This is a genomic window from Prevotella sp. CAG:255 (assembly GCF_000431195.1).
Classification (GTDB): domain Bacteria; phylum Bacteroidota; class Bacteroidia; order Bacteroidales; family Bacteroidaceae; genus Prevotella; species Prevotella rara.
Map to the genome: position 1 here is coordinate 1 of NZ_HF986818.1, position 21,931 is coordinate 21,931.

At 47.8% G+C, this 21,931-nt stretch carries 10 protein-coding genes; all 10 read left to right on the forward strand.

All coding sequences use genetic code 11. The features are described 5' to 3' along the window. Nucleotides 1–771 precede the first annotated feature (771 nt). The 10 genes from QVO66_RS08230 (at nt 772) to QVO66_RS08275 (ending at nt 21,927) form a co-directional block, all read left to right on the forward strand. Complete coding sequence (locus QVO66_RS08230; protein WP_288172747.1) at nt 772–3,936, forward strand: SusC/RagA family TonB-linked outer membrane protein; 3,165 nt, start codon at nt 772–774, stop codon at nt 3,934–3,936. Between the two features lie 51 nt (nt 3,937–3,987). Continuing rightward, nucleotides 3,988–5,700, forward strand: a complete 1,713-nt coding sequence (locus tag QVO66_RS08235) for a RagB/SusD family nutrient uptake outer membrane protein (RefSeq protein ID WP_021854990.1) — start codon at nt 3,988–3,990, stop codon at nt 5,698–5,700. A gap of 37 nt (nt 5,701–5,737) precedes the next feature. Beyond that, entirely contained in the window at nt 5,738–7,132 is a 1,395-nt protein-coding gene (locus QVO66_RS08240) for a glycan-binding surface protein (RefSeq protein ID WP_021854991.1), read from the forward strand. A gap of 78 nt (nt 7,133–7,210) precedes the next feature. Then, nucleotides 7,211–9,022 carry an endo-1,4-beta-xylanase gene (locus QVO66_RS08245; RefSeq protein WP_021854992.1) on the forward strand — a complete coding sequence of 604 codons (1,812 nt, stop codon included), beginning with the start codon at nt 7,211–7,213 and terminating at the stop codon, nt 9,020–9,022. A gap of 2,127 nt (nt 9,023–11,149) precedes the next feature. Next, complete coding sequence (locus QVO66_RS08250; protein WP_288172751.1) at nt 11,150–14,167, forward strand: SusC/RagA family TonB-linked outer membrane protein; 3,018 nt, start codon at nt 11,150–11,152, stop codon at nt 14,165–14,167. A 13-nt stretch (nt 14,168–14,180) separates the two neighbouring features. Then, complete coding sequence (locus QVO66_RS08255; protein ID WP_021854994.1) at nt 14,181–16,136, forward strand: RagB/SusD family nutrient uptake outer membrane protein; 1,956 nt, start codon at nt 14,181–14,183, stop codon at nt 16,134–16,136. Nucleotides 16,137–16,541: 405 nt separating this feature from the next. Next, the gene (locus tag QVO66_RS08260; protein ID WP_021854995.1) at nt 16,542–17,408 is read left to right on the forward strand and encodes a sugar phosphate isomerase/epimerase family protein; all 867 of its coding nucleotides are present in this window, start codon (nt 16,542–16,544) and stop codon (nt 17,406–17,408) included. Next, nucleotides 17,405–18,070 carry a DUF3826 domain-containing protein gene (locus tag QVO66_RS08265; RefSeq protein ID WP_021854996.1) on the forward strand — a complete coding sequence of 222 codons (666 nt, stop codon included), beginning with the start codon at nt 17,405–17,407 and terminating at the stop codon, nt 18,068–18,070. Before QVO66_RS08260 ends, QVO66_RS08265 begins: the two co-directional genes overlap by 4 nt. 36 nt (nt 18,071–18,106) lie before the next feature. Continuing rightward, on the forward strand, nt 18,107–20,188 hold the full coding sequence (locus QVO66_RS08270; protein WP_021854997.1) for an aceric acid hydrolase: 2,082 nt from the start codon (nt 18,107–18,109) through the stop codon (nt 20,186–20,188). Continuing rightward, on the forward strand, nt 20,167–21,927 hold the full coding sequence (locus QVO66_RS08275; RefSeq protein ID WP_021854998.1) for a right-handed parallel beta-helix repeat-containing protein: 1,761 nt from the start codon (nt 20,167–20,169) through the stop codon (nt 21,925–21,927). Before QVO66_RS08270 ends, QVO66_RS08275 begins: the two co-directional genes overlap by 22 nt. Nucleotides 21,928–21,931: the final 4 nt, after the last annotated feature.

A 21,931-nucleotide genomic window follows, 5' to 3' on the forward strand; every position in this document is an offset into this window, starting at 1 on the left:
TGATGATGTTCCTACGAATAAATTCGCTTTTACGGAAAAACTTGTCTGTGGAGCTTAAAAAGCTGGATTTTTATTTCAATATATGCCATTAAAGTGCTACTTTTGCATACGAAGAGTTCTTTGAAGGTTACGCAACGCGCAGAAGAATAAAACAGCAGATAACTAACTAATTCGTAACCTATTACTACTATGAGTTGGTAACTGCAACTCATTTTCAATCACTTAGACCTTTTTCGTAATTTCGCAGTACAAAATAAAGAGTGGTCATTATTGCATGCAGGAACAAGCATGAGCAAAACGTAAAAACACAACCACGCAGGCATGGACATGAGCCTGACAACGGCAGCCATAAAAGCATAAAAGGCATACGGTTTTACTCAAAAAAGGCAACAGAAAAACGTGCGTCCCTACATATTTCATGTTGCAAAGCACAGCATAGACAGAACACACAATAACCGGAAAACGGCAAAAAAAACATGGCTGCCGCAAAAAATATTTTAACATATAGAAACAATCAGCATGCGTAAACAACGGTCAAAATCATATAACTATAAAATATGACCAGCCTACATGAAAAATAGATAAAAAATCATATTATTAACAAGAAAACACAAAAAAGAGAGTAAAAAGCCACTAAAACGACACAAATCAGCACGTCTGCAACATTAAGAAACGTTGCTGAAACATTAATTAATACACTTTTAAACATAAATTCATACTTTTGTGGCGTTGAAAACTTTACCAAATTCAAACAATTTTAAACAATTAATCATGAAACGCGCAAAAGAAGCATGTAAGACTCTGGGCTTACTGATTCTGATGAGCATTTTCCCTATTTGGGCATTTGCACAGAACACAGTAACCATCACGGGTCTTGTTACCGATGACGACGGCCCTATCATCGGAGCAACAGTAAAGGTTAAGGGGTCGACCACAGGTGCAATAACTGACCTTGACGGAAAATACACATTAAAGGTAAGTCCCGGATCAGTCGTAACGTTCACCTACCTCGGATATGCCGACAAGGAGGTAAAGGTTACAAATCAGAAAGAAGTAAACGTAAAGCTCGAACCAGACTCAAAGATGCTTGACGAGGTTGTGGCCATCGGTTACGGAACGATGAAGAGATCAGACGTAACAGGTTCAATGGTGTCAATCAACGACAAGGCCATAGAGCAGACCGTATCTACAAGTATCGACCAGGTGCTGCAGGGACGTGCTGCAGGTGTGCAGATTCAGGCAAACTCAGGTACTCCTGGTGCCAACACAAGTATCCGCATACGTGGTGTCAACTCTCTTAATGCAACCAACCAGCCTATATTCGTCATCGACGGTGTTGTGGTTGACGCACAAGGAGCAGACAGCAACGACCCCTTGTCAAGTAACAACCCGCTTGCCAGCATCAACCCGAGCGACATCGTGTCAATGGACGTGCTCAAGGATGCCTCTGCAACAGCCATCTATGGTGCAAGAGCGTCTAACGGTGTCATCATGATTACCACAAAGAGAGGTAAGTCTGGCGAAGCCACTATAACCTACGACGGCTACATCGGCTGGCAGGAAATGGCAAAGAAGCTCGACATGATGAACCTGCGTGAGTATGCCATACACCACAACGCACGCGCCGAAGAGGGCATCGTTGAATATAACGACGCATTCGTAAATCCCGACGCTCTTGGCGAAGGAACCGACTGGCAGGACGCCCTGTTCCGCAACGCTCTGATGACAAGCCACAACATATCTGTTACGGGCGGAACACAGAACGCGACATACGCAATAAGCGGAGGATACATGAACCAGGACGGTATAGCCATAGGTTCAGGCTTCAAGCGTCTTACTCTGCGCGGCAACACTGACGCACAGGTGAAGAAATGGCTCAAAGCCAGCCTGAGCTTCTCACTGACTGACTCAAAGCAGGAAGTAGGTGCCGACAACAACGTCATCATGAATGCCCTGCTCCAGCAGCCTTCAGTAGCTGTTACCAGCCCTGACGGAAGCTTCGACGGTCCGGACGACGTTTACATGCCTGTAAATGCCGTGGCCATAGCATCTATCAGAGAGAACTACAACAAGAAGATGAATTTCCGTATAAACGGAAGCCTCGAGGCAACCCTGATGAAGGGCCTCACCTTCAAGACAGAGCTTTCAACAGACTATAACCTCAACAAGTTCTATTATTATGAGCCCGACTATGAGTTCGGTGCCTTGACAAACTCTACACGTACCGGTAAATGGACAAAGACTGACACCAAATACTGGTCATGGAGAAACATCCTTACCTATCAGAACACCTTCAACAAGGTTCACAGCATCAACGTTATGCTCGGTCAGGAAATGAGCAACTCTCACTGGGAGACACAGGTGAGCACGGCTACAGGCTTCCTGACAAACAGCGCCCACGACCCGTCGGCAGGCGACATAACAGCCTCAACAGGTACAGGTACACAGAACGACAACTCTCTGTTCTCTTACTTCGGACGTGCATTCTATTCATACGACGACCGCTACCTCATCACAGCGACACTGCGTCGCGACGGTAGTTCTCACTTCGCAAAGAACAACCGCTGGGGATGGTTCCCGTCAGCAGCACTTGCATGGCGAGTTTCTAACGAGAAGTTCATGGCCGGCACAAGCGACGTTATCAACAACCTCAAACTCCGCCTCGGCTGGGGTTCTACAGGTAACCAGAACGTATCAGACTGGGCTTACATGGCTCTGCTGTCTTCAAAGACCACGCCATGGGGAACTGGTGTGCTTACAGCCAACACTGCTAACCCAGACCTGAAATGGGAGACAACAACATCATACAACGTAGGACTCGACCTCAACCTCTTTGACAACCGCATCGAGTTTATCTTCGACTGGTACTACAAGAAGACCAAGGACATGCTGCTGCAGATTCCTCTGCCTGAGTACCTCGGATCATACGGACAGGGCGCAGCTTCTAACCCATGGAAGAACGTAGGTTCTCTGCGCAACACCGGTATCGAAATGACATTGAACACTGTAAACATTGACAAAGGCGGATTCCAGTGGCGCAGCAACTTCGTGTTCTCACTCAACCGCAACAAGGTGCTCAAGCTCGACACAGAAAGTGCAACCATCGATAAGACCTTCATGACAGGAAGCGAGAACAACACTGTTACAAGAACTGTTGAAGGCAAGCCTGTAGGACAGTTCTGGGGCTACAAGGTTATCGGACGCTTCGAGAAGGCAGAAGACTTCTACTATAAAGACAAGGACGGCAACGTCAAGCCGGTGGCACTGCCCGAAGGAAGCTCTATCGGAGAGGACAAGACATGGATTGGCGACTATATATTTGAAGACATCAACGGCGACGGCGTGATAAACAACAGCGACTGTACGTTCATCGGCGACCCGCAGCCTGACTTCACTTACGGTATCGGCAACACATTCTCTTACAAAGGCTTCGACCTCACCATATTCTTCAGCGGCAGCTACGGCAACGACATTCTGAACTATACACGCCGCAACATCGAGGACGTAAGAGTAAACAGCAACCTGCTGAAGAGCGCAGCCGACTACGCACAGATTGGCGTCATCGACCCCAACCTGCCCGACGACGACTTCCGCAACCTCTACGTAACCAACCCGAGCTCACGCCTGCCGCGTCTGAGCGCATCAACAACAAATGCCAACAACCGTGTAAGCGACCTCTATGTTGAGGACGGCTCTTACATTCGTCTGCAGAACATTTCGCTGGGCTACACGCTTCCGAAGTCATTCGTAAGAAAGCTCAAGCTCGAAAATGTCAAGGTATACATGAACCTGCAGAATGTTTACACATGGACCAACTACAGCGGCTACGACCCTGAAGTAGGATCAATGTACGGCGATGCACTTCTGACCGGTCTCGACTACGGCCGCTATCCTTCACCGCGCATCTACACCTTCGGTCTGAACATCTCATTCTGATAATCACAAATGTATTTGCGAAAGAAAGTAACAATTTTAACAAGAAAGAAAATGAAAACAAAAATATTCTTAGTAGGCTCGCTCCTGACAGCCGGAATAGCACTGACATCATGCAGCGACGACTTCCTTGACCAGAAAAATACAACGAGCCCTAACCAGGAAACATTCTTCGACAGCGACAAAGCTATCGACAAGGCCATGTATCCGCTTTACAACTATGTATGGCAGAGCTTCAATGACAAGGCCTACTACGGCATGGGCGACGGACGTGCCAACAACCTTACGGCTCAGTATTCAGACTATATCTACCCGTACACCAACTTCAACGAGACATCGTTAAGCCCGGGATTGTCTGACGCATGGGGCTCTCTTTACTCTGTAGTTGCACAGTCAAACAACACAATAAACAACATCCTCACCTACTCTACCTCTGCTGTAAGCGAGGAAGCCAAGACAAGAGGCGTGGCTGAGGCAAGATTCATGAGAGGCGTGGCCTACTGGTATATCGCATCTCTTTGGGGAAATGCCATAATATACACCAGGACAAGCGACCTCGTAAACAACTATGTTGTACCGGCAAACCCGAGAGCTGACGTTATGGAGTTTGCAATACGCGACCTCGAATATGCTGCTGCCTACCTGCCCGCAACATCTCCTGAGAGCGGACGTATCAACAAATACAGCGCATACGGCATGCTGTCAAGAGTATATCTGTCAATGGCCGGTCTGACCACAGAAGGACAGTATGACGGCAACAACGTGGCTACCGACTTTAACCGCGGAACACGCAACACCTATTATCTTGAACTTGCGCGCAAGGCCGCAATGAAGGTTATCAACGAGTCTGACTTCAAGCTGATGACAAACTACGGCGACTTGTTCAAGATTGAGAACAACAACTGCCAGGAAGATATGTTCCAGCTGCAGTGGAACCAAGGCTCAACCGACGCTATCGGATGGGGATGCAACCAGACAATCACCGCTTACTTCGGATGGTCAACAATGGTTACAGACGGAACCAACTGGGGAGGTGCCACATACGCTTCTTACGACCTCTTCACCGAATATGAGAACAACGACCTGCGCAAGCATGAGAGCGTTGCATGGTACGGCGAATATTATCCCGACATGTACACAAAGGGCGGCGGCTACACCTACGGAGTAACCGAGAATGCAGGTTCTCAGGGTGCAAACATCAAGAAGTATGTTGTAGGCACACACGACGACAACGGCGTAAGCTACAAGCAGAGCTCAGGCATCAACACCCACATGCTGCGCCTGGCTGAGGTATACCTCAACCTTGCCGAAGCTATTCTGGGCAACAACGCATCTACAACAGACGCAACAGCGCTCTATTACTTCAACGAAGTGCGCAAGCGTGCCGGACTCAACGCCAAGACTTCACTCACATATGAAGACCTGCGCCACGAGCGCCGCATGGAGCTGGCCTTTGAAGGACAGTACTGGTACGACCTCGTAAGACGTGCATACTACAAGCAGCAGGAGGTTGTAAACTACGTGAACAACCAGAACCGCAACGCATCTTATTACGACAGTTCTACTCATGAATACAAGCTCAGCGAAGACTATGTAGCTCCGGGCAAGGGTGTTGCAACAGCAACAGAGAAGAACCTGCTGCTGCCCTACTCTGACACCGACCAGAACCGCAACCCGTATCTCAAGAGCGACGCCAACGGCAACATACAGACCGTTCCTTATGAGTTCGGAGAGCGTGAGGTTTCAGAAGAAAGCCTGTTCAACTAAAATTATCAGCAAAACAAAATAAAAACGGAATTTCATTATGAAAATGTTTAAAAATATATGGCTTTTATGCCTCGCATTCGTTACAGCCGGACTGGTATCATGCAACGATGACGACGATGCGATAGACAGCGCACCCATAAGCGTGCTGCAAGTATATCTTGAAGATGCCGAAGCCACGGTAAAAGACCGCCCCGTAGAATTTGCCCGCCTTGGCCAGACCATACGCATATCAGGTTCTGGATTCAGAGGCATGCAGAAGGTATACATCAACGGCTTTGACACTTACTTCAACAATGCCTACGTTACAGACAACAACCTGATACTGAGTATCGACACAGACACTCCCGTATCAGACGCTCCAGACAGCGTGCGCAACACGATACGCTTCGTGAAGAGAGGCACTGAATATGTCTACACCTTCACAATACGTGCCGCATCTCCCTCGATAACCAGCATCGACAACACGCTGCCTATGCCGGGCGAGACGGTTACAGTGTACGGAGCCAACCTTCAGGAGACTTCAAAGGTTACACTGCCCGACGGAACAGAGATAACAGGAAACGCAATAACCAATGCTCCTGAAGATGAAGACGGCGAATGGTTCTCATTCGTAATGCCTCACAGCATTCAGGGCTACGGCGCCATAACAATAGAGTGTGCCAACGGAACAGCCAAGTCGGCAGAATACTTCAACAACGACAAATGTATGGTGCTCAACTTCGACGGCGAAGGCAGCCAGGGCTTCTGGAGCTGGAGCGAGACAGGCAGCATGCTCGGAAGCGAAGACGTGGTTGACGACCCGCTCAACAGCGGCCGCGGCAAGGTGATCGACTTTGTGCCCTCACGCCTGCTGAGCAACGGCATCGCAGCCGGCAAGAGCCGCGCAACAGAATGCTGGACAGCCGGCAACGACGACCCGATGGACGACTGGAGCCGCATGTACTCTGTAATACCCGACACAACACTGCTCACCGACGTAGCCTTCCAGTTTGACATCTACGTTCCTGAAGCATGGGTAGGCACAGGCCACATACAGCTCTGCCTCATGAACAACTTCAACTTCGGCGGTATAGGTTCTGACGATGATGCCGACGGCAAGCAGACAGCCTTCTACTGCCCTTGGATACAGGACGGCAAGGCCATTCCGTTCAAGACAGCCGGATGGCAGACTGTTACAATACCGTTCAGCGAGTTCAAGAAATATGCAAGCGAGATTGAAGAAGGCAAGTCGCCCACATTCAGAGAAGTTGTTGAAGACCGCAATGCAGCCACATACCGCAACTTCGGAATGGGCTTTGTCAACACCGACTTCGTGTTCGACGGTCTTAGCGTAACAGCCACAATCTTCAAGCAGCACATCTACATCGACAACTGGCGTGTAGTGCCCTGCAAGAGCGAAGTAATATCAGACTTCCCCGACGAAGAAGAATAAACAATACACCGCCTGCTCCGGTGCGAACAAAAACACCGGAGCAGAATAAAAAAAACAAAACAACAAAAAAGTAATATCATGAAACTGAATAAAATAATCATACCGGTGCTGGCAGCCCCGTTACTCCTCACAGGATGCTACGACGAGAAGATGGACTGGCACACGCCGGACGGACATTATCCGGTTGTATCAGACGAGATTCCACTCTCACTCCAGGAGAAGATTGCCAACTACGACAACATCAAGGCCTACATGGCACAATATATGCCTAACGTAAAGCTCGGCCTGGGACTCGGAGCAGACAAATATATCTCTGACGACACAGCCTATGTGAACAGATGTAACGACAACTTCCAGCAGTTTGTTACAGGCAACGCCATGAAGCACGGCTCAGTTGTTCAGAACGACGGTAGCCTTAAGTTCACCACGATTGACGCATTCCTGGCAAAGGTGCCTTCAGACATTGACATATACGGCCACAACTTTATATGGCACACCCAGCAGAACCAGACATATCTGAAATCGCTCATCGCACCTACGGTGGAGGTTACTCCGGGAAGCGACATCGCCAACGTCATTCAGAACGGCGACTTCGAGAGCGGCACAAAAGACCACTGGAGCAGCTGGGGCAACAGCTCTACAACAGAGGTGCAGGAAGGTGCAGGATATGACGGAAGCTACGGACTCGTAATGGTTAACCCAAGCGATGCCGACGACTATTCGGCACAGCTGGCTTACGACCTGACCGACCCGCTCGTAGCAGGAAAGAAATACATCATAAGATTTAAGGCTAAGGCCAGCACTCCTGCCGGCACACTGCAGTTTGCCACACAGAACAGCAGCGACTACTCTGGCGAGGGATACCACTCATTCAGCGTAGGCACAGAATGGACAACATGTGAGTATGACTATACCTGCACAAAGGACAACCTGAACCGAGTGCTCATCAACTTCGGCAAGGTGGCAGGAACCTACTACATCGACGACGTTGAGTTCGGCGAGGAAATAGGCGGATCGGCATCAGCTAAGCGCGGCCCTGCAAAGGCTTCGTCTGTAACCTACAAGTTCAAGACACCTGAAGAGAAGAAGGCAGCCCTGCTCGGAGCTATGGAGAGCTGGATTAAGGGCATGGCAGAACATCTGGGCAACAGAATAAGCGGATGGGACGTAATAAACGAACCTATAACCGACGGCACACCTAAATGGCGCGGCATAGATGGCAACTTCAGCGAAGGCGACAGCGAGCCTGTTGAAGATCCTGAAAGCGGCTTCAACCTCAACTGGGAGTCAGGCCACTTCTACTGGGGCTACTACATCGGCAAGGAATATGCTACAAAGGCATTTGAACTTGCACGCAAATACGCTCCAAACGCCAAACTCTATGTAAACGACTACAACCTGGAGACAAGTCCGGCAAAACTGGCAGAGCTCATCAACTTCGTAAAATACATCGACGAGAACGGAAGCGTAAAGGTTGACGGTATCGGCACACAGATGCACGTAGACGGCAAGTCGATAACCAAAGAGCAGATTGACGCAATGTTCCAGACTCTTGCAGCTACAGGCAAACTGATAAGGATAAGCGAGCTCGACGTAAGAATCGGCACGACATCGCCTACAGCCGACGACCTGCAGACACAGTCGGACGTATATCAGATGATCATCGAATCATACAAGGCAAACATACCTGAGGCACAGCAGGGCGGAATAACACTGTGGACTCTCTCTGATGCTGCCGACGAGCACACTTACTGGTATCCTGACGACGCACCAAACATCTTTGACAAGAACTATGCCCGCAAGACAGCCTACAAGGGTGTATGCGACGGTATAGCAGGCAAGGACATAAGCGAGGACTTCACAGGAGACATGTGGATGAACGGAAAATAATAATTCTGATACAGCGATTTATCTTATCAATAAGGTGCATAGGCTATCGGCCGTGCACCTTATTATTTTTATATACACTGCCGCCAATCGGGCAAAGATATACCGCCTTAGGCTTTCTGCAAGCCGGCATCATGCCCGTATGACCATTTGCCATAGACAAAAGAAAGGGCTAAATCAGGCTCGCATCAGGCGCACTACGCCCTATCGGCCACCAGTCTTCATTCTGCCGGCCACGTCGCCACATCATAACACGGCTTAGTCTTTTTGCCTTGCGCCAGCATCACGCCACCTGCCATTCTTAACAATGCCCGCCATCCCCCGGCCGTTCATCATGATTCGCGGGTAAGAAGCCTGCAAAAATCAAAGCAACACAAGGCAAAACATGGATAGATTATGATGTCAGGACAAGAATAAGAACAGGCGTTGAAGACGGTAAAAAATCAGGACATTATATTTTTTCATTACAGAAAGCCAATATATAATATAAGTTAAACGGGAACAATAAAATCCACCATTCTATTAACTATTGTTCACAATATGCACACATAAAACATGCAAAAACAATGGTTTTGCCATGCTAAAAGCACCGGTTTTGAAGCAAAAAAGCATCACTTTTAAGTAAAAAACATGCCACTTTTGACCCGTAAACGGCATAGTAATATTATTTAACACATACACAGCAAAGCCAAAATGGAACTAAAACACATAATATCAGCCACTTACACAAAACGCTAAATTTTGCGCCATCTATGGTCAAAAATCCGGTTTCATGATGAACACCGCCATTCTGGAAGCGTTAACCGTTCGGATTTTACGAAAAATACTTACAGCGTGTCTGTATGTCATCCATTATTTTCAAGACCCAAATATATGCAGCCAGACAATACAGCAAACAGCAAAGCAAGAATAAGCATACACGCCCTTAATAAGCCACAGCCGAAAGGCATTAAATATAAAATGCATGACAACGCTTCTATCTGCCGTCAGGATTCATCAAAAGATTGTCTTATACTGAGCTGACTACCATTTGCCTTCTCATGAAATTAGCTGACTTGTCAAAAAAAGCAGGCAGCAATACAGCAACAGAAAAATAATATGACGGCAGAAAAATTAAGTCTACTTTAAGATTAAAAAACATATGCAGCAGCATCACCTATCGGTGATAAATACAACATGAAAAACATGTACAAGGCAAACCGGCAAAGACTGACCGATATACCGTATGCCCATAACCCAACTGATGTAAATAAAAATCTGTTTTCACTAAAAACATTCCAACAGCAAAAGCATGCCGCAAAAACATGAAAGAAGTATGCCGTTGAGAAAACGGCAACGGCAAAAATTAGAAATATAGCGCTCAAATATTTTAAAAAAAATATGTTACAATTTCAGAAAAAACATGACAGACTTAGAACAAAATATAAAACTAAGGATAAAAACACATTAAATATTTTTTCACTAAAAACTTAATTCGCACGAAAATCAGGCTGAAACGTCAAAACATACACACCGAAAAACCTTGCATGCATCAAAAACCTTTGTACTATGATTTTTGATACAAAAAACCATAAAATAGAAATATTCAGACCATTTTAACAGAAGAAACGTGCCTTAAACCATGTAAAACGTCTAAATATAAGCTCTTTTTGCTTATATGAGACGTAGAAAAACGCGGATGAAACATTAAGAAACGTTGATGAAACATTAAGAAATACATTTATAAATATTAATTTATATTTTGCGACGTAGAAAACTTTATAAAAAATACTATAAAAAAACTTACATCACCACGTAACAAAAATACCATAAAAAACAAAGCAAAAATACTTGAAACAAATATTAATGAGACACAAATGTCATGGCACAAGGCATACAGCCGGCCATAAAGACAAGGAAAAGAAAGCCAATATATAATAATGTAGAATAAGCATAATTCTGAAAACTTAAAAAAAAAATAATACTTTAAATTAATGTTTAACTTTGATAACTCAAAAGACTATGGATTACTTTAAATCTAGACAAAATCTAAGAGGAATCGTGCTGGCACTCGGAATAGCCTGCACAGCTTCCAATGCTTTTGCGGTATCACTTGCAACACCTCCAGAGAATGCCGGGGCTAACACAGCCATGGCCGTACAACAGAAAATTACTGTAACAGGTAACGTAAGCGATGCTACAGGTCCGTTGGTTGGAGCAACCATCAAGATTAAGGGCACGTCAACAGGTGTTGTAGCCGACATTGACGGTAACTTCAAGATTTCTGCCGGTCCAAACGACGTTCTTGAAGTGTCATACATCGGATATATCACACAGGACGTAAAAATCAACAACAAGTCGAAACTGACCATCGTACTCGAAGAAGAGAAACACTCGCTCAACGAGGTTGTGGTTATCGGTTACGGTACACAGAGACGTGAGGCCGTAACAGGTTCTGTTGCCAACGTAAGCGGCGACGAGCTCAACCAGATTGCAGCCACCAACGCCGCACAGGCCCTGCAGGGACGTGTTGCCGGTGTGCTCATGACACAGACATCTTCAAAGCCTGGTGCTGAAATGCAGATCCGTATCCGCGGTCAGCGCTCGCTCAACGCCAGCAACGACCCGCTGATTGTGCTCGACGGTATTCCGTTCATGGGTCAGCTCTCTGATATCAACCCTGGCGACATCAAGTCGATGGATATTCTGAAGGACGCTTCGGCAACAGCCATCTATGGTAGCCGCGGTGCCAACGGTGTTATCCTCATCACAACCGTAAAGGGTATGCAGGGTTCACCTGCCAAGGTAAGCTACAACGCATACATCGGTTTCAAGACCGTGTTCCACAAATATCCTATGATGAGCGGAAAGAAATATGCCGAGATGCGTAAGTATGCCGGCCTGTATACAAACTCTCTCGACGAGAGCGACGACACAGACACCGACTGGCAGGATCTGTTCTACCGCACAGGTATCACCCACAGCCACGACGTAAGCATACAGGGCGGAACTCAGGGCGGAAGCTACAGCTTCGGCGCAGGCTACTATCACGACGAGGCTGTCATCCCGACACAGGGCTACGACCGTATATCTATCAGAGGTAACTTCGACCAGAGCGTGGGCAAGTATTTCCGCTTCGGTCTTTCTACCAACACCAGCTACCGCGAGACAAAGGGCAGCAACATCAGCATCTACAACGTGCTGTCTATGAGCCCTCTTGCATCTCCTTATGATGAGAACGGCAACCTGAAGCGCACGGTGCGCATGCCTCTCGACGAGACATTCGTGCTGACAAAGAGCGTAGCTGAAGACCTTAAGGACGTATGGCTCAACGAGGACAAGGGTCTTGGTTCATACAACACCATGTTCGCTGAAGTTAAATGTCCGTGGATCGAGGGTCTGAGCTATCGCGTAAACGTAGGTTTGAACTACCGTACAGCAAAGAACGGTGTGTTCACAGGCACAGGTGTAAACAACACCAACCCCGACGCCATCAACAGTGCTTCTGTACAGCAGGACGTAACAAGAAACTGGGTTGTAGAAAACCTCTTGACTTACGACCGCACATTTGCTGAGAAGCACCACGTTAACTTCACAGGCCTCTACTCTGCCGAGCAGACTACATTCGAGCGTACATACATGTCAGGCCGCGGCATCCCGGCTGAATACTTCCAGTATTACAATATCGGTTCTGCAACAGACGAGGTTTCTGTCAATCCCAACAACCAGAACTACTGGCAGAGCGGACTTATGTCATGGATGGGCCGTATCATGTATACATACGACAACAAGTATATGATTTCTGCCGCAGTACGTGCCGACGCTTCTTCACGTCTGGCCAAAGGTCATCAGTGGCACACATATCCTGCCGTATCAGTAGGTTGGAACATCTCACGCGAGAAGTTCATGCAGAAGTTCGACTGGCTCGACAACCTGAAGCTGCGCGTTGGTTATGGTGAAACATCTAACCAGAGTATCGACCCGTATTCTACACTCGGCGCACTCAGCACACGTCCTTACAACTTCGGTCCTGCAAGCACAGGATTCCTCCGCGGATACTATGTTTCTACACTGCCTAACGAGGAACTCGGATGGGAGTATTCATCTACATGGAACTTCGGTCTTGACTTCTCACTCTTCGGCGGCCGACTCAGCGGTACGATGGAGTACTACGTACAGAACACCAACGACCTTCTGCTGAGCGTATCTCTGCCGGCTACATCAGGTGTGGGCAGCTATATGGCCAACATCGGTAAGACACGCAACAAGGGATTCGAAATGAGCTTGAACGGTGTCATCATCGACAACAAGAACGGATGGACATGGGATGCAGGCGTAAACTTCTACGTAAACCACAACGAACTTGTTGAACTTGCTTCAGGTGCAACTGAAGATGTGGGCAACCGCTGGTTCGTAGGTCATCCTATCGACGTTATCTATGACTACAAGAAGATTGGCTTGTGGCAGGAAGGCGACCCGTATCTCAACATTCTTGAACCGGGCGGAAACGTAGGTATGATCAAGGTTGAATATACAGGCGACTACAACGAGGACGGAACTCCTACACGTCAGATCAACCAGGAAGACATGCAGGTTATCGACATGGAACCTGACCTCATCGGTGGTTTCAACACAACAGTAGGCTACAAGGGCTTCGACTTCACTGTAATCGGTGCATTCCAGATTGGCGGTACACTCATCAGTACACTCCACTCTTCTAACGGTTACCTCAACATGTTGTCAGGACGCCGCGGACAGATCGACGTTGACTACTGGACAGAGGACAACACTGACGCAAAATACCCGAAACCGGGCGGCATAATGTCAAGCGACAATCCTAAGTACGGAAGCACACTCGGATACTTCGATGCTGGCTATCTGAAAGTACGTGCCATCACTCTCGGCTACGACTTTGCCAAGCTGAAGGCTGTCAAGAACTTCGGCATCAGCAAGCTGCGTGCTTACTTCACAGTGCAGAATCCGTTCGTACTGTTCTCTCCGTTCACAAACGAGTGCGGTCTTGACCCGGAGACGAATACCATGAGTAACGATAACAGCACTATGGCTGTAACAATGGAAGGCTACACAGGATCACACAAACTTCCGGTTGTCGGCTATAACACTCCTGCCACACGTAATTTCTTATTTGGTATAAATCTGACTTTCTAAAAAACAAATAACCATGAATACGCTTTTAATAAAAATAAGGAACCTCGGAATAGCATCGTTAGGATTACTGATGCTCGGTTCATGCTCTGATATCCTTGACGAGCAGCCTCGTACTAAGTACGATCCAAGTTTCTTCGGAACAGAAGAAGGAATAGAAGGCGGTCTGACCGCACTCTATTCACATCTGAGAGACACATACGGATACGCTTACTACTACAACATCTGCGAAACAGGTACCGACGAATACACCTACGGCCACGACGCTGACGGCAACTTCAAGGATGCCGACCTCTCAGGAGTGGGCTCACTGACATCACAGTCATGCCGCGCAGACGCTTTGTGGAACAACGTGTTCACATACATCAACTCTGCCAGCGGCATCATCGAGAACGGTATGGCTTCAGGCATGGACGAAAGCCTTATCAGCGAGGCAAGATTCTTCCGTGCATTCGACTACTTCCGCCTCGTTCAGACATTCGGCGGTGTGCCACTCGACCTCGGAGCAGGCGAACTTAAGTTCAACACATCTCCTTCTCGCGTTTCAAAGCGCAACACTGTGCCTGAGGTTTACACAAAGGCCATATTCCCCGACCTCATCACTGCAGTAACCAATCTGCCGGAAACAGGACGCGTAACTGGCGGACTTACAAAGACTGCTGCACGTCTGGTGCTGGCTCAGGCTTATCTGACCTACGGATGGTGGCTTCAGAATCCTAACAACATCCCGACATACCCTGTATGCGACCGCGTTGACCCGGACGGCCACGACGCACAGTGGTATTTCCAGAAGGCTTACGACATTGCACTCGAGGGAATACAGAACCCTGGCCCGTTTGCACTGCAGCCTACATTCTATGACGTAAACGTAGGTTCAAACGACCGCAACAACGAAATGGTGCTCTATGCTGACCACACTGAAAACAGCGAAGAGTTCAACGGCGGTTCGCTCAGCTACGGAAGCGGAAGCGCTCCTGACAACTTTGCAGGCTGGATGGTTACATGGAACTATCCTAACATGACAGCCACAAGAGCTGACAATGGTGCCAAGTTCACTCCGGTGCTCCGTGCTGCAACTCAGAATCTCGGACGTCCTTGGACACGTATGGCTCCTCCGCAGGAAGTATTCTATAATACATTTGCCGACAAGACTCACGACTCTCGCTACGACGGTACATTTACAACCGTATTGCGCGCTAACTGGAATCTCGACCAGGCAAACTACGGAACACTGACACATGCAAAGAACGCCAACGACTCACTTATCAGCGTAGGAGATGCCGTACTCTCATTCCTCGACAGCGATGTTGCAGATCAATCTAAGATTAAATATGTAACAGACAACTCTGTTGGCGGAGGCGTTATGGAAGGACGCGCTGACTATGTGGTTGAACCTAAAGCCATAAGCCGTCTGAAATATCCTATTCTGTGGAAACTTGGTCCGTATCGTACAGACAACAACGGAACAGTTGGTCAGCCTAATGCAGCCAGCACACGTCCGTTCCCGATTCTGAAGTTCTCTGAGCTCTACTTCGCAGCAGCAGAGGCAGCAGTTAAGGGTGCAGCAACACAGCCGGGCTATTCAGCACGCGACCTGATAAACGTTATCCGTGCACGTGCAGGTAAATGGAGCTTCAGCAATGCAAAGAACGACTATTATGTAGCCGACTTCAGCAAAGAGATGACAGATGCCACTCCGCAGGAAATCACAATCGACTACATTCTCGATGAGCTGAGCCGCGAATACTTCGGCGAAGGTCACCGCTGGTTCGACCTCGTTCGTACACAGACATGGGCTGAGCGCGCTGGCACTTATACAATCGCCGGCATGAACGCTACAGACGTTACACCACAGACATATACAAGAACCATCAATAAGGAGCACTATCTTCGTCCTATTCCACAGAGCCAGCTCGACGCTATGGAAATGACAGAAGAAGAGAAGGCTGAATTCCAGAATCCTGGATATTGATGAGTCTTTATCCCCAAATCTGCATGTAAGCACTACATAACAGGTAAAGTGTTTCTACAGGTTTTTATTTATGGTAAAGTTAGGAAGGAGATATGCCGTGTTGGCATATCTCCTTTTATTTTTTCATTTCATCAGCAATATGCCGGCGTCCACATTTACAGAAAGCTACCGATTAACCTATGGCAGGAAAAGCTGCCTGCAACAAACGAAACTCAACAATCCATTCCGCCACAATGTAAACACAAAAGCTTTATTCCACACCCAATATATAATGGAACCTTCAATGGCACTTTGCCTTGTTTATCAAAAAATGAAGTAGAAAAACATTATTAACGGCTAACACAATCACAAATAGGTCTCAAATAAATAGTACAAAACAGGCCATGGCACGTCTGTAAAATAATTATGAAACGTTTATTTATTACATTATTAATATTAACGGCAGGAATTATTGTTCCTGAATCGGTTTTAGCGCAACAGCGCTATCAAATCGGAGTGTGTGACTGGATGGTGCTGAAGCGCCAGAAACTGGGCGAGTTTAAGCTGGCCAAAGAACTGGGATGCGACGGCATAGAAATGGACATGGGAGGCCTGGGCGTGCGCAACTCGTTCGACAACAAGATGCGCGACCCCAAGATGGTGAAGCTCTTCAACCACACGGCCGACAGTTTCGGCATAAAGGTTGGAGCCGTTGCAATGTCCGGCTTCTACGGACAAAGTTTTGCAAAGAAAGAGAGCTGGCGCTGGCTGATACAAGACTGTCTCAACACGATGGACGCCATGGGAGCCAACGTGGCATTTCTGCCCCTTGGAGGATGCGGCAACAACTGGACCGACTCACTGCCGCTGCGCCAGCAGATAGTGTGGCGTCTGCACGAAATTGGCGAGATGGCCAAAGCTCGCGGCAAAGTGATCGGAATAGACACCCCGCTCGATGCTGAAGGCAACATAAAGCTGCTTGATGAGATAAATTCAGAAGGAATTAAGATATTCTACAAATTCCAGACAGCTATAGAAAACAAAAGAAACATAGCAAAAGAAATACAAAAACTCGGCAAAGACCGCATCTGTGCCATACACGCAAGCAACACGGACGGTGTGTGGCTCAGAAACGACAAGGCTGTAAACATGAAAAAGATAAAAAAGGCCCTCGACAAGGCAGGATGGTCTGGCTGGCTCTTCGTTGAACGCAGCCGCGACGTAAATCAAGTTCGCAACGTAAAGAAAAACTATGGCGAAAATGTTAAATACTTAAAAGAGATAATGCAATGAAAAAAATTTTAACTATTTTTGTATCGCTTATAACATTCGGAACAAATTACGCTCAAACAATCCAGTTAAACTCTAACGGCCGCGACCAGAACTATGTTAACACCATTCTGGGAAGAGCGCAGAAAGTAACTGACGCATTGAACATAACCGGAACAGACAAGGGCGAACAAGTCAGAAACATTGTTGCAAACAGATATTTTATTCTTAATGACATTTACGAAGAAAGAGACAGCCTGAAGAAAGTTGCTTCTTCACTTGCCGGCGACGACAAGAAACTCGCACAGAACTTCGCAGAAAGTCAGAAAGACCAGAAACTTTACCGTTCACATGCAGGATTTATTGCCGACTTGTCTTTGTTCCTTGACGATGCTCAGATCGAGACAGTTAAGGACGTGATGACCTACAACGTCGTAAAGGTTACATACGACGCTCAGTGTGACATGATTCCTACTCTGAAAGATGAAGAGAAGAAGCAGATTCTGGCATGGCTTAAAGAGGCACGCGAATATGCCATAGATGCAGAAAGCTCTAAGAAGAAGCACGAAACCTTCGGAAAATACAAAGGAAGAATCAACAACTACCTAAGCAAGCGCGGATATAATCTGCAGAAAGAGCGTGAAGAATGGGCTAAACGCGTTAAGGCACGCGGAGGCACACTGTAACGCATCTAAAAAACATTTATACCTCGAAGATATATAATGAAAAAATCTATTCTGATAAATATTCTGATTTCTGCAGCCGCAGCCACACCGGTCATGGCACAGCAGAATGGCATAACAGACACACGCAACAGCAAGTATGCCATAATAAACTCCACCCCTATAAGCGCCGTAAAATGGACAGGCGGCTTCTGGGGTGAGCGCTTTGGCGTGTTCAGCGGCACTTCGCTGCAGAGCATGTGGGAGACATGGAAGTCAGACAAAGGCCACAGTTACAACAACTTCATGATTGCAGCCGGCGAGAAGAAAGGCAAGCGCCACGGACCTCCGTTCCACGACGGCGACATGTATAAGTGGCTCGAGGCCGTAGCTGCAGTATATGCAGTCAACAAAGACCCTGAACTTGAGAAGATAATGGACCGCGTGATAGAGCTTATAGCAAAAGCCCAGCGTCCGGACGGCTATCTGCACACACCTGTGGTAATAGCTGAAATCAACAAGAAGGCACTTCAGGACGAAGAGAAAGAGAATGAGACCATTGGCACAAAAGTAGGCACAAGCAAGGACGGCCGCTTCGGCAATCCGCTCAACTTTGAGGCCTACAATCTGGGACATCTCATCACTGCCGGAATTATCCACCACCGCGCAACAGGCAAGACCACTCTGCTCGACTGCGCGATAAAGGCTGCCGACTGCCTGTATGACTTCTACATGAATCCGTCAGCCGACGCACTCGAGAAAGGAGTAATCTGCCCCTCACACTATATGGCCATAACCGAAATTTACCGTGAGACAGGCAATCCGAAATATCTCGAGCTGTCGAAACAGCTGATAAACATACGCGACAGCGTAAAGAACGGCACAGACGACAACCAGGACCGCATACCGTTCCGCCAGCAGTACAACGCCATGGGACATTCGGTCAGAGCCAACTATCTGTATGCCGGCGTTGCCGACCTTTATGTTGAGGACGGCGAGGCACAGCTGAAAAAAAACCTCGACTCAATATGGAACGACATCGTCTACCGCAAGATGTATATCAACGGAGCCTGCGGCGCACTGTATGACGGCACTTCGCCCGACGGTACTGAATATAAACCAGACCTTATACAAAAAGTACACCAGAGCTACGGCCGCCCATATCAGCTGCCCCACTCTACCGCACACAACGAAACCTGCGCCAACATTGGCAACATGCTGCTCAACTGGCGTCTGTTCCAGAACACAGCAGACGCAAAATACACTGACCTGGTGGAAAACTGCCTGTTCAACAGCATTTTGTGCGGCATAAGTCTTGACGGCAAGAAATATTTCTACACCAACCCGCTGAGAATGTCAGACGAGCTGCCGTATAAGCTGCGCTGGCCCAAAGAGCGTACAGAATACATCAGCTGTTTCTGCTGTCCGCCGAACACGCTGCGCACACTCTGCGAGGCTCAGGACTATGCTTACAGCGTAGGCAAAAAAGAGATTTACGTTAATCTGTATGGCGCAAACACCCTTACCACAAAGCTTGACGGAATAGGCGACATAACTCTAACACAGGAAACCGATTATCCGTGGAACGGAAGCATCGCCCTCAACGTGACAAAGCTGAAAGGCAAAAAAGATTTCACGCTGAAGCTGAGAATTCCGGCATGGTGCAATGACGCCAAGATAACTGTAAACGGCGAAGCTGTTAACACTGATATCAAGAGTGAATCGTATGCTGCAATTACACGCACTTGGAAAAAAGGCGACGTTGTAAGACTCGAAATGCCTATGGAGACAAAGCTCGTTGAGGCAAATCCGCTGGTTGAAGAGTGCCGCGGCCAAGTGGTTGTACAGCGCGGACCTATTATATACTGTCTCGAGAGCAACGACCTCAACGGCGTTGACATTGACAACATAGCCATACCGGTAGACGCAAAGTTTGTGCCCGTAGAGACAAACATAGAAGGAAGCCGCATCATGGCGCTTGAGACAGAAGCCGTAAACCGCAGCGAGAAGTCATGGAACAACACTCTTTACAGAGAAGTGAGCAAAGACAAGAATAAAGTGAAAATACGCCTTATACCCTATTATGCATGGGGCAACAGAGGCAAGAGCGAAATGACAGTATGGATACCCGCAGAATATTAATAACACTAATATCCGCAGCTTTTGCCGGAATAAACATCTATGCGACCGACTTGATTGTCAAGCCGGGCGCATATGCTATAGAGAAAGCCTTGCAGCAGGCCAGAGAAGAAAGACGCATGAACAACGCAAAGGACATAACCATACGTCTGGCGGAAGGCACATACAGCCTTAATCAGCCCATCGTTGTAAGACCCGAAGACAACGGCACACGCATTGTTGCCGACGGCAATGTGACGATAAGCGGTGGCGTAAGGATAACCAACTGGCACAAGCAAGGCAAGATGTACGTGGCCGACGTGCCCGACTTCAACGGCCGTCCGCTTGAGTTCAGGCAGATGTGGGTAAACGGCAAGAAAGCCATACGCGCACGTGATGTTGAAGACTTCAGCGACATGTTCAGAATAAGAAGTCTCGACAAGGCAAAAGAAACAATATACGTACCGGCAAAGGCCGTGAAGAAAATAGTGAACGCCAAGTATGCTGAAATGGTGCTTCATGAAATGTGGTGTGTGGCCAATCTGCGCATAAAGTCGGTTAAGATAGCCGGCGACAGTGCTGAAGTGACATTCCATCAGCCCGAAAGTCACATCCACTTCATGCACCCTTGGCCATCGCCAATGGTTACATCAGACGGGCGCAACTCGGCCTTCTATCTCACTAACGCTAAGGAACTGCTCGACAGCGAAGGCGAATGGTATCTCGATGCCAAAGCATCTAAGCTATACTACATTCCCCGCAAAGGCGAAAACATGAACACGGCCGAGGTGATTGTGCCTGCAGTGGAAACTCTGCTGAAAGTGGAAGGCACGCCCGACAATCCCGTAAAAGACGTAACTTTTGAAGGCATAACATTCAGCTATGCAACATGGATGCGCCCGTCTATAAGCGGACACGCCCCACTTCAGGCCGGTATGTACATGACTGAGGCCTACAAGCTCAGACCGAAGATGATACGTCCCAACGGCGACCACAAACTAGACAACCAGGGATGGGTGGGACGTCCGGCAGCGGCAGTAAGCCTCAACTGTGCCGAAAACGTGTCATTCACAAAGTGCAGCTTTGAGCACAATGCATCAACAGGTCTCGACTATCATACATATATAAAAGGTGGAACCGTTGACCGCTGCAAGTTCAGCGACATGGGAGGCAACGGCATTTTGGCCGGAAGCTTCGGTCCGGAGGCTCACGAGGCCCATCTTCCTTATGATCCATCAGACCGCAGGATTATATGCACAGACCTGAACATAACCAATAACCTCATAACAAATGTGTCGAACGAAGACTGGGGATGCGTGGGCATAGGTGCTGGTTTTGTGAAAAACATAAAGATATGCCACAACGAAATCAGCGAAGTGTCATACACAGGCATCAGCATGGGATGGGGCTGGAATCAGCAAGTATGCTCTATGTCTAACAACCTGATTAAAGGCAACCTCATCCATCATTATGCCAAGCACATGTATGATACAGCCGGAATCTATACTCTCGGCTCTCAGCCTCACTCGTTTATCGAAGAAAATGTAGTGAGAGACATCTACTCGCCGAGCTATGCACACGACCCGAACCACTGGTTCTATCTGTATACCGACGAAGGCTCTTCTTACATAACCGTAAGAAACAACTGGACTCCGAGCGAGAAATATCTGAAAAACGCCAACGGACCCGGCAACACATGGGAGAACAACGGCCCGAACGTGGCCGACAGCATAAAGGCAAATGCAGGTATTATGGCTGAATAACAGG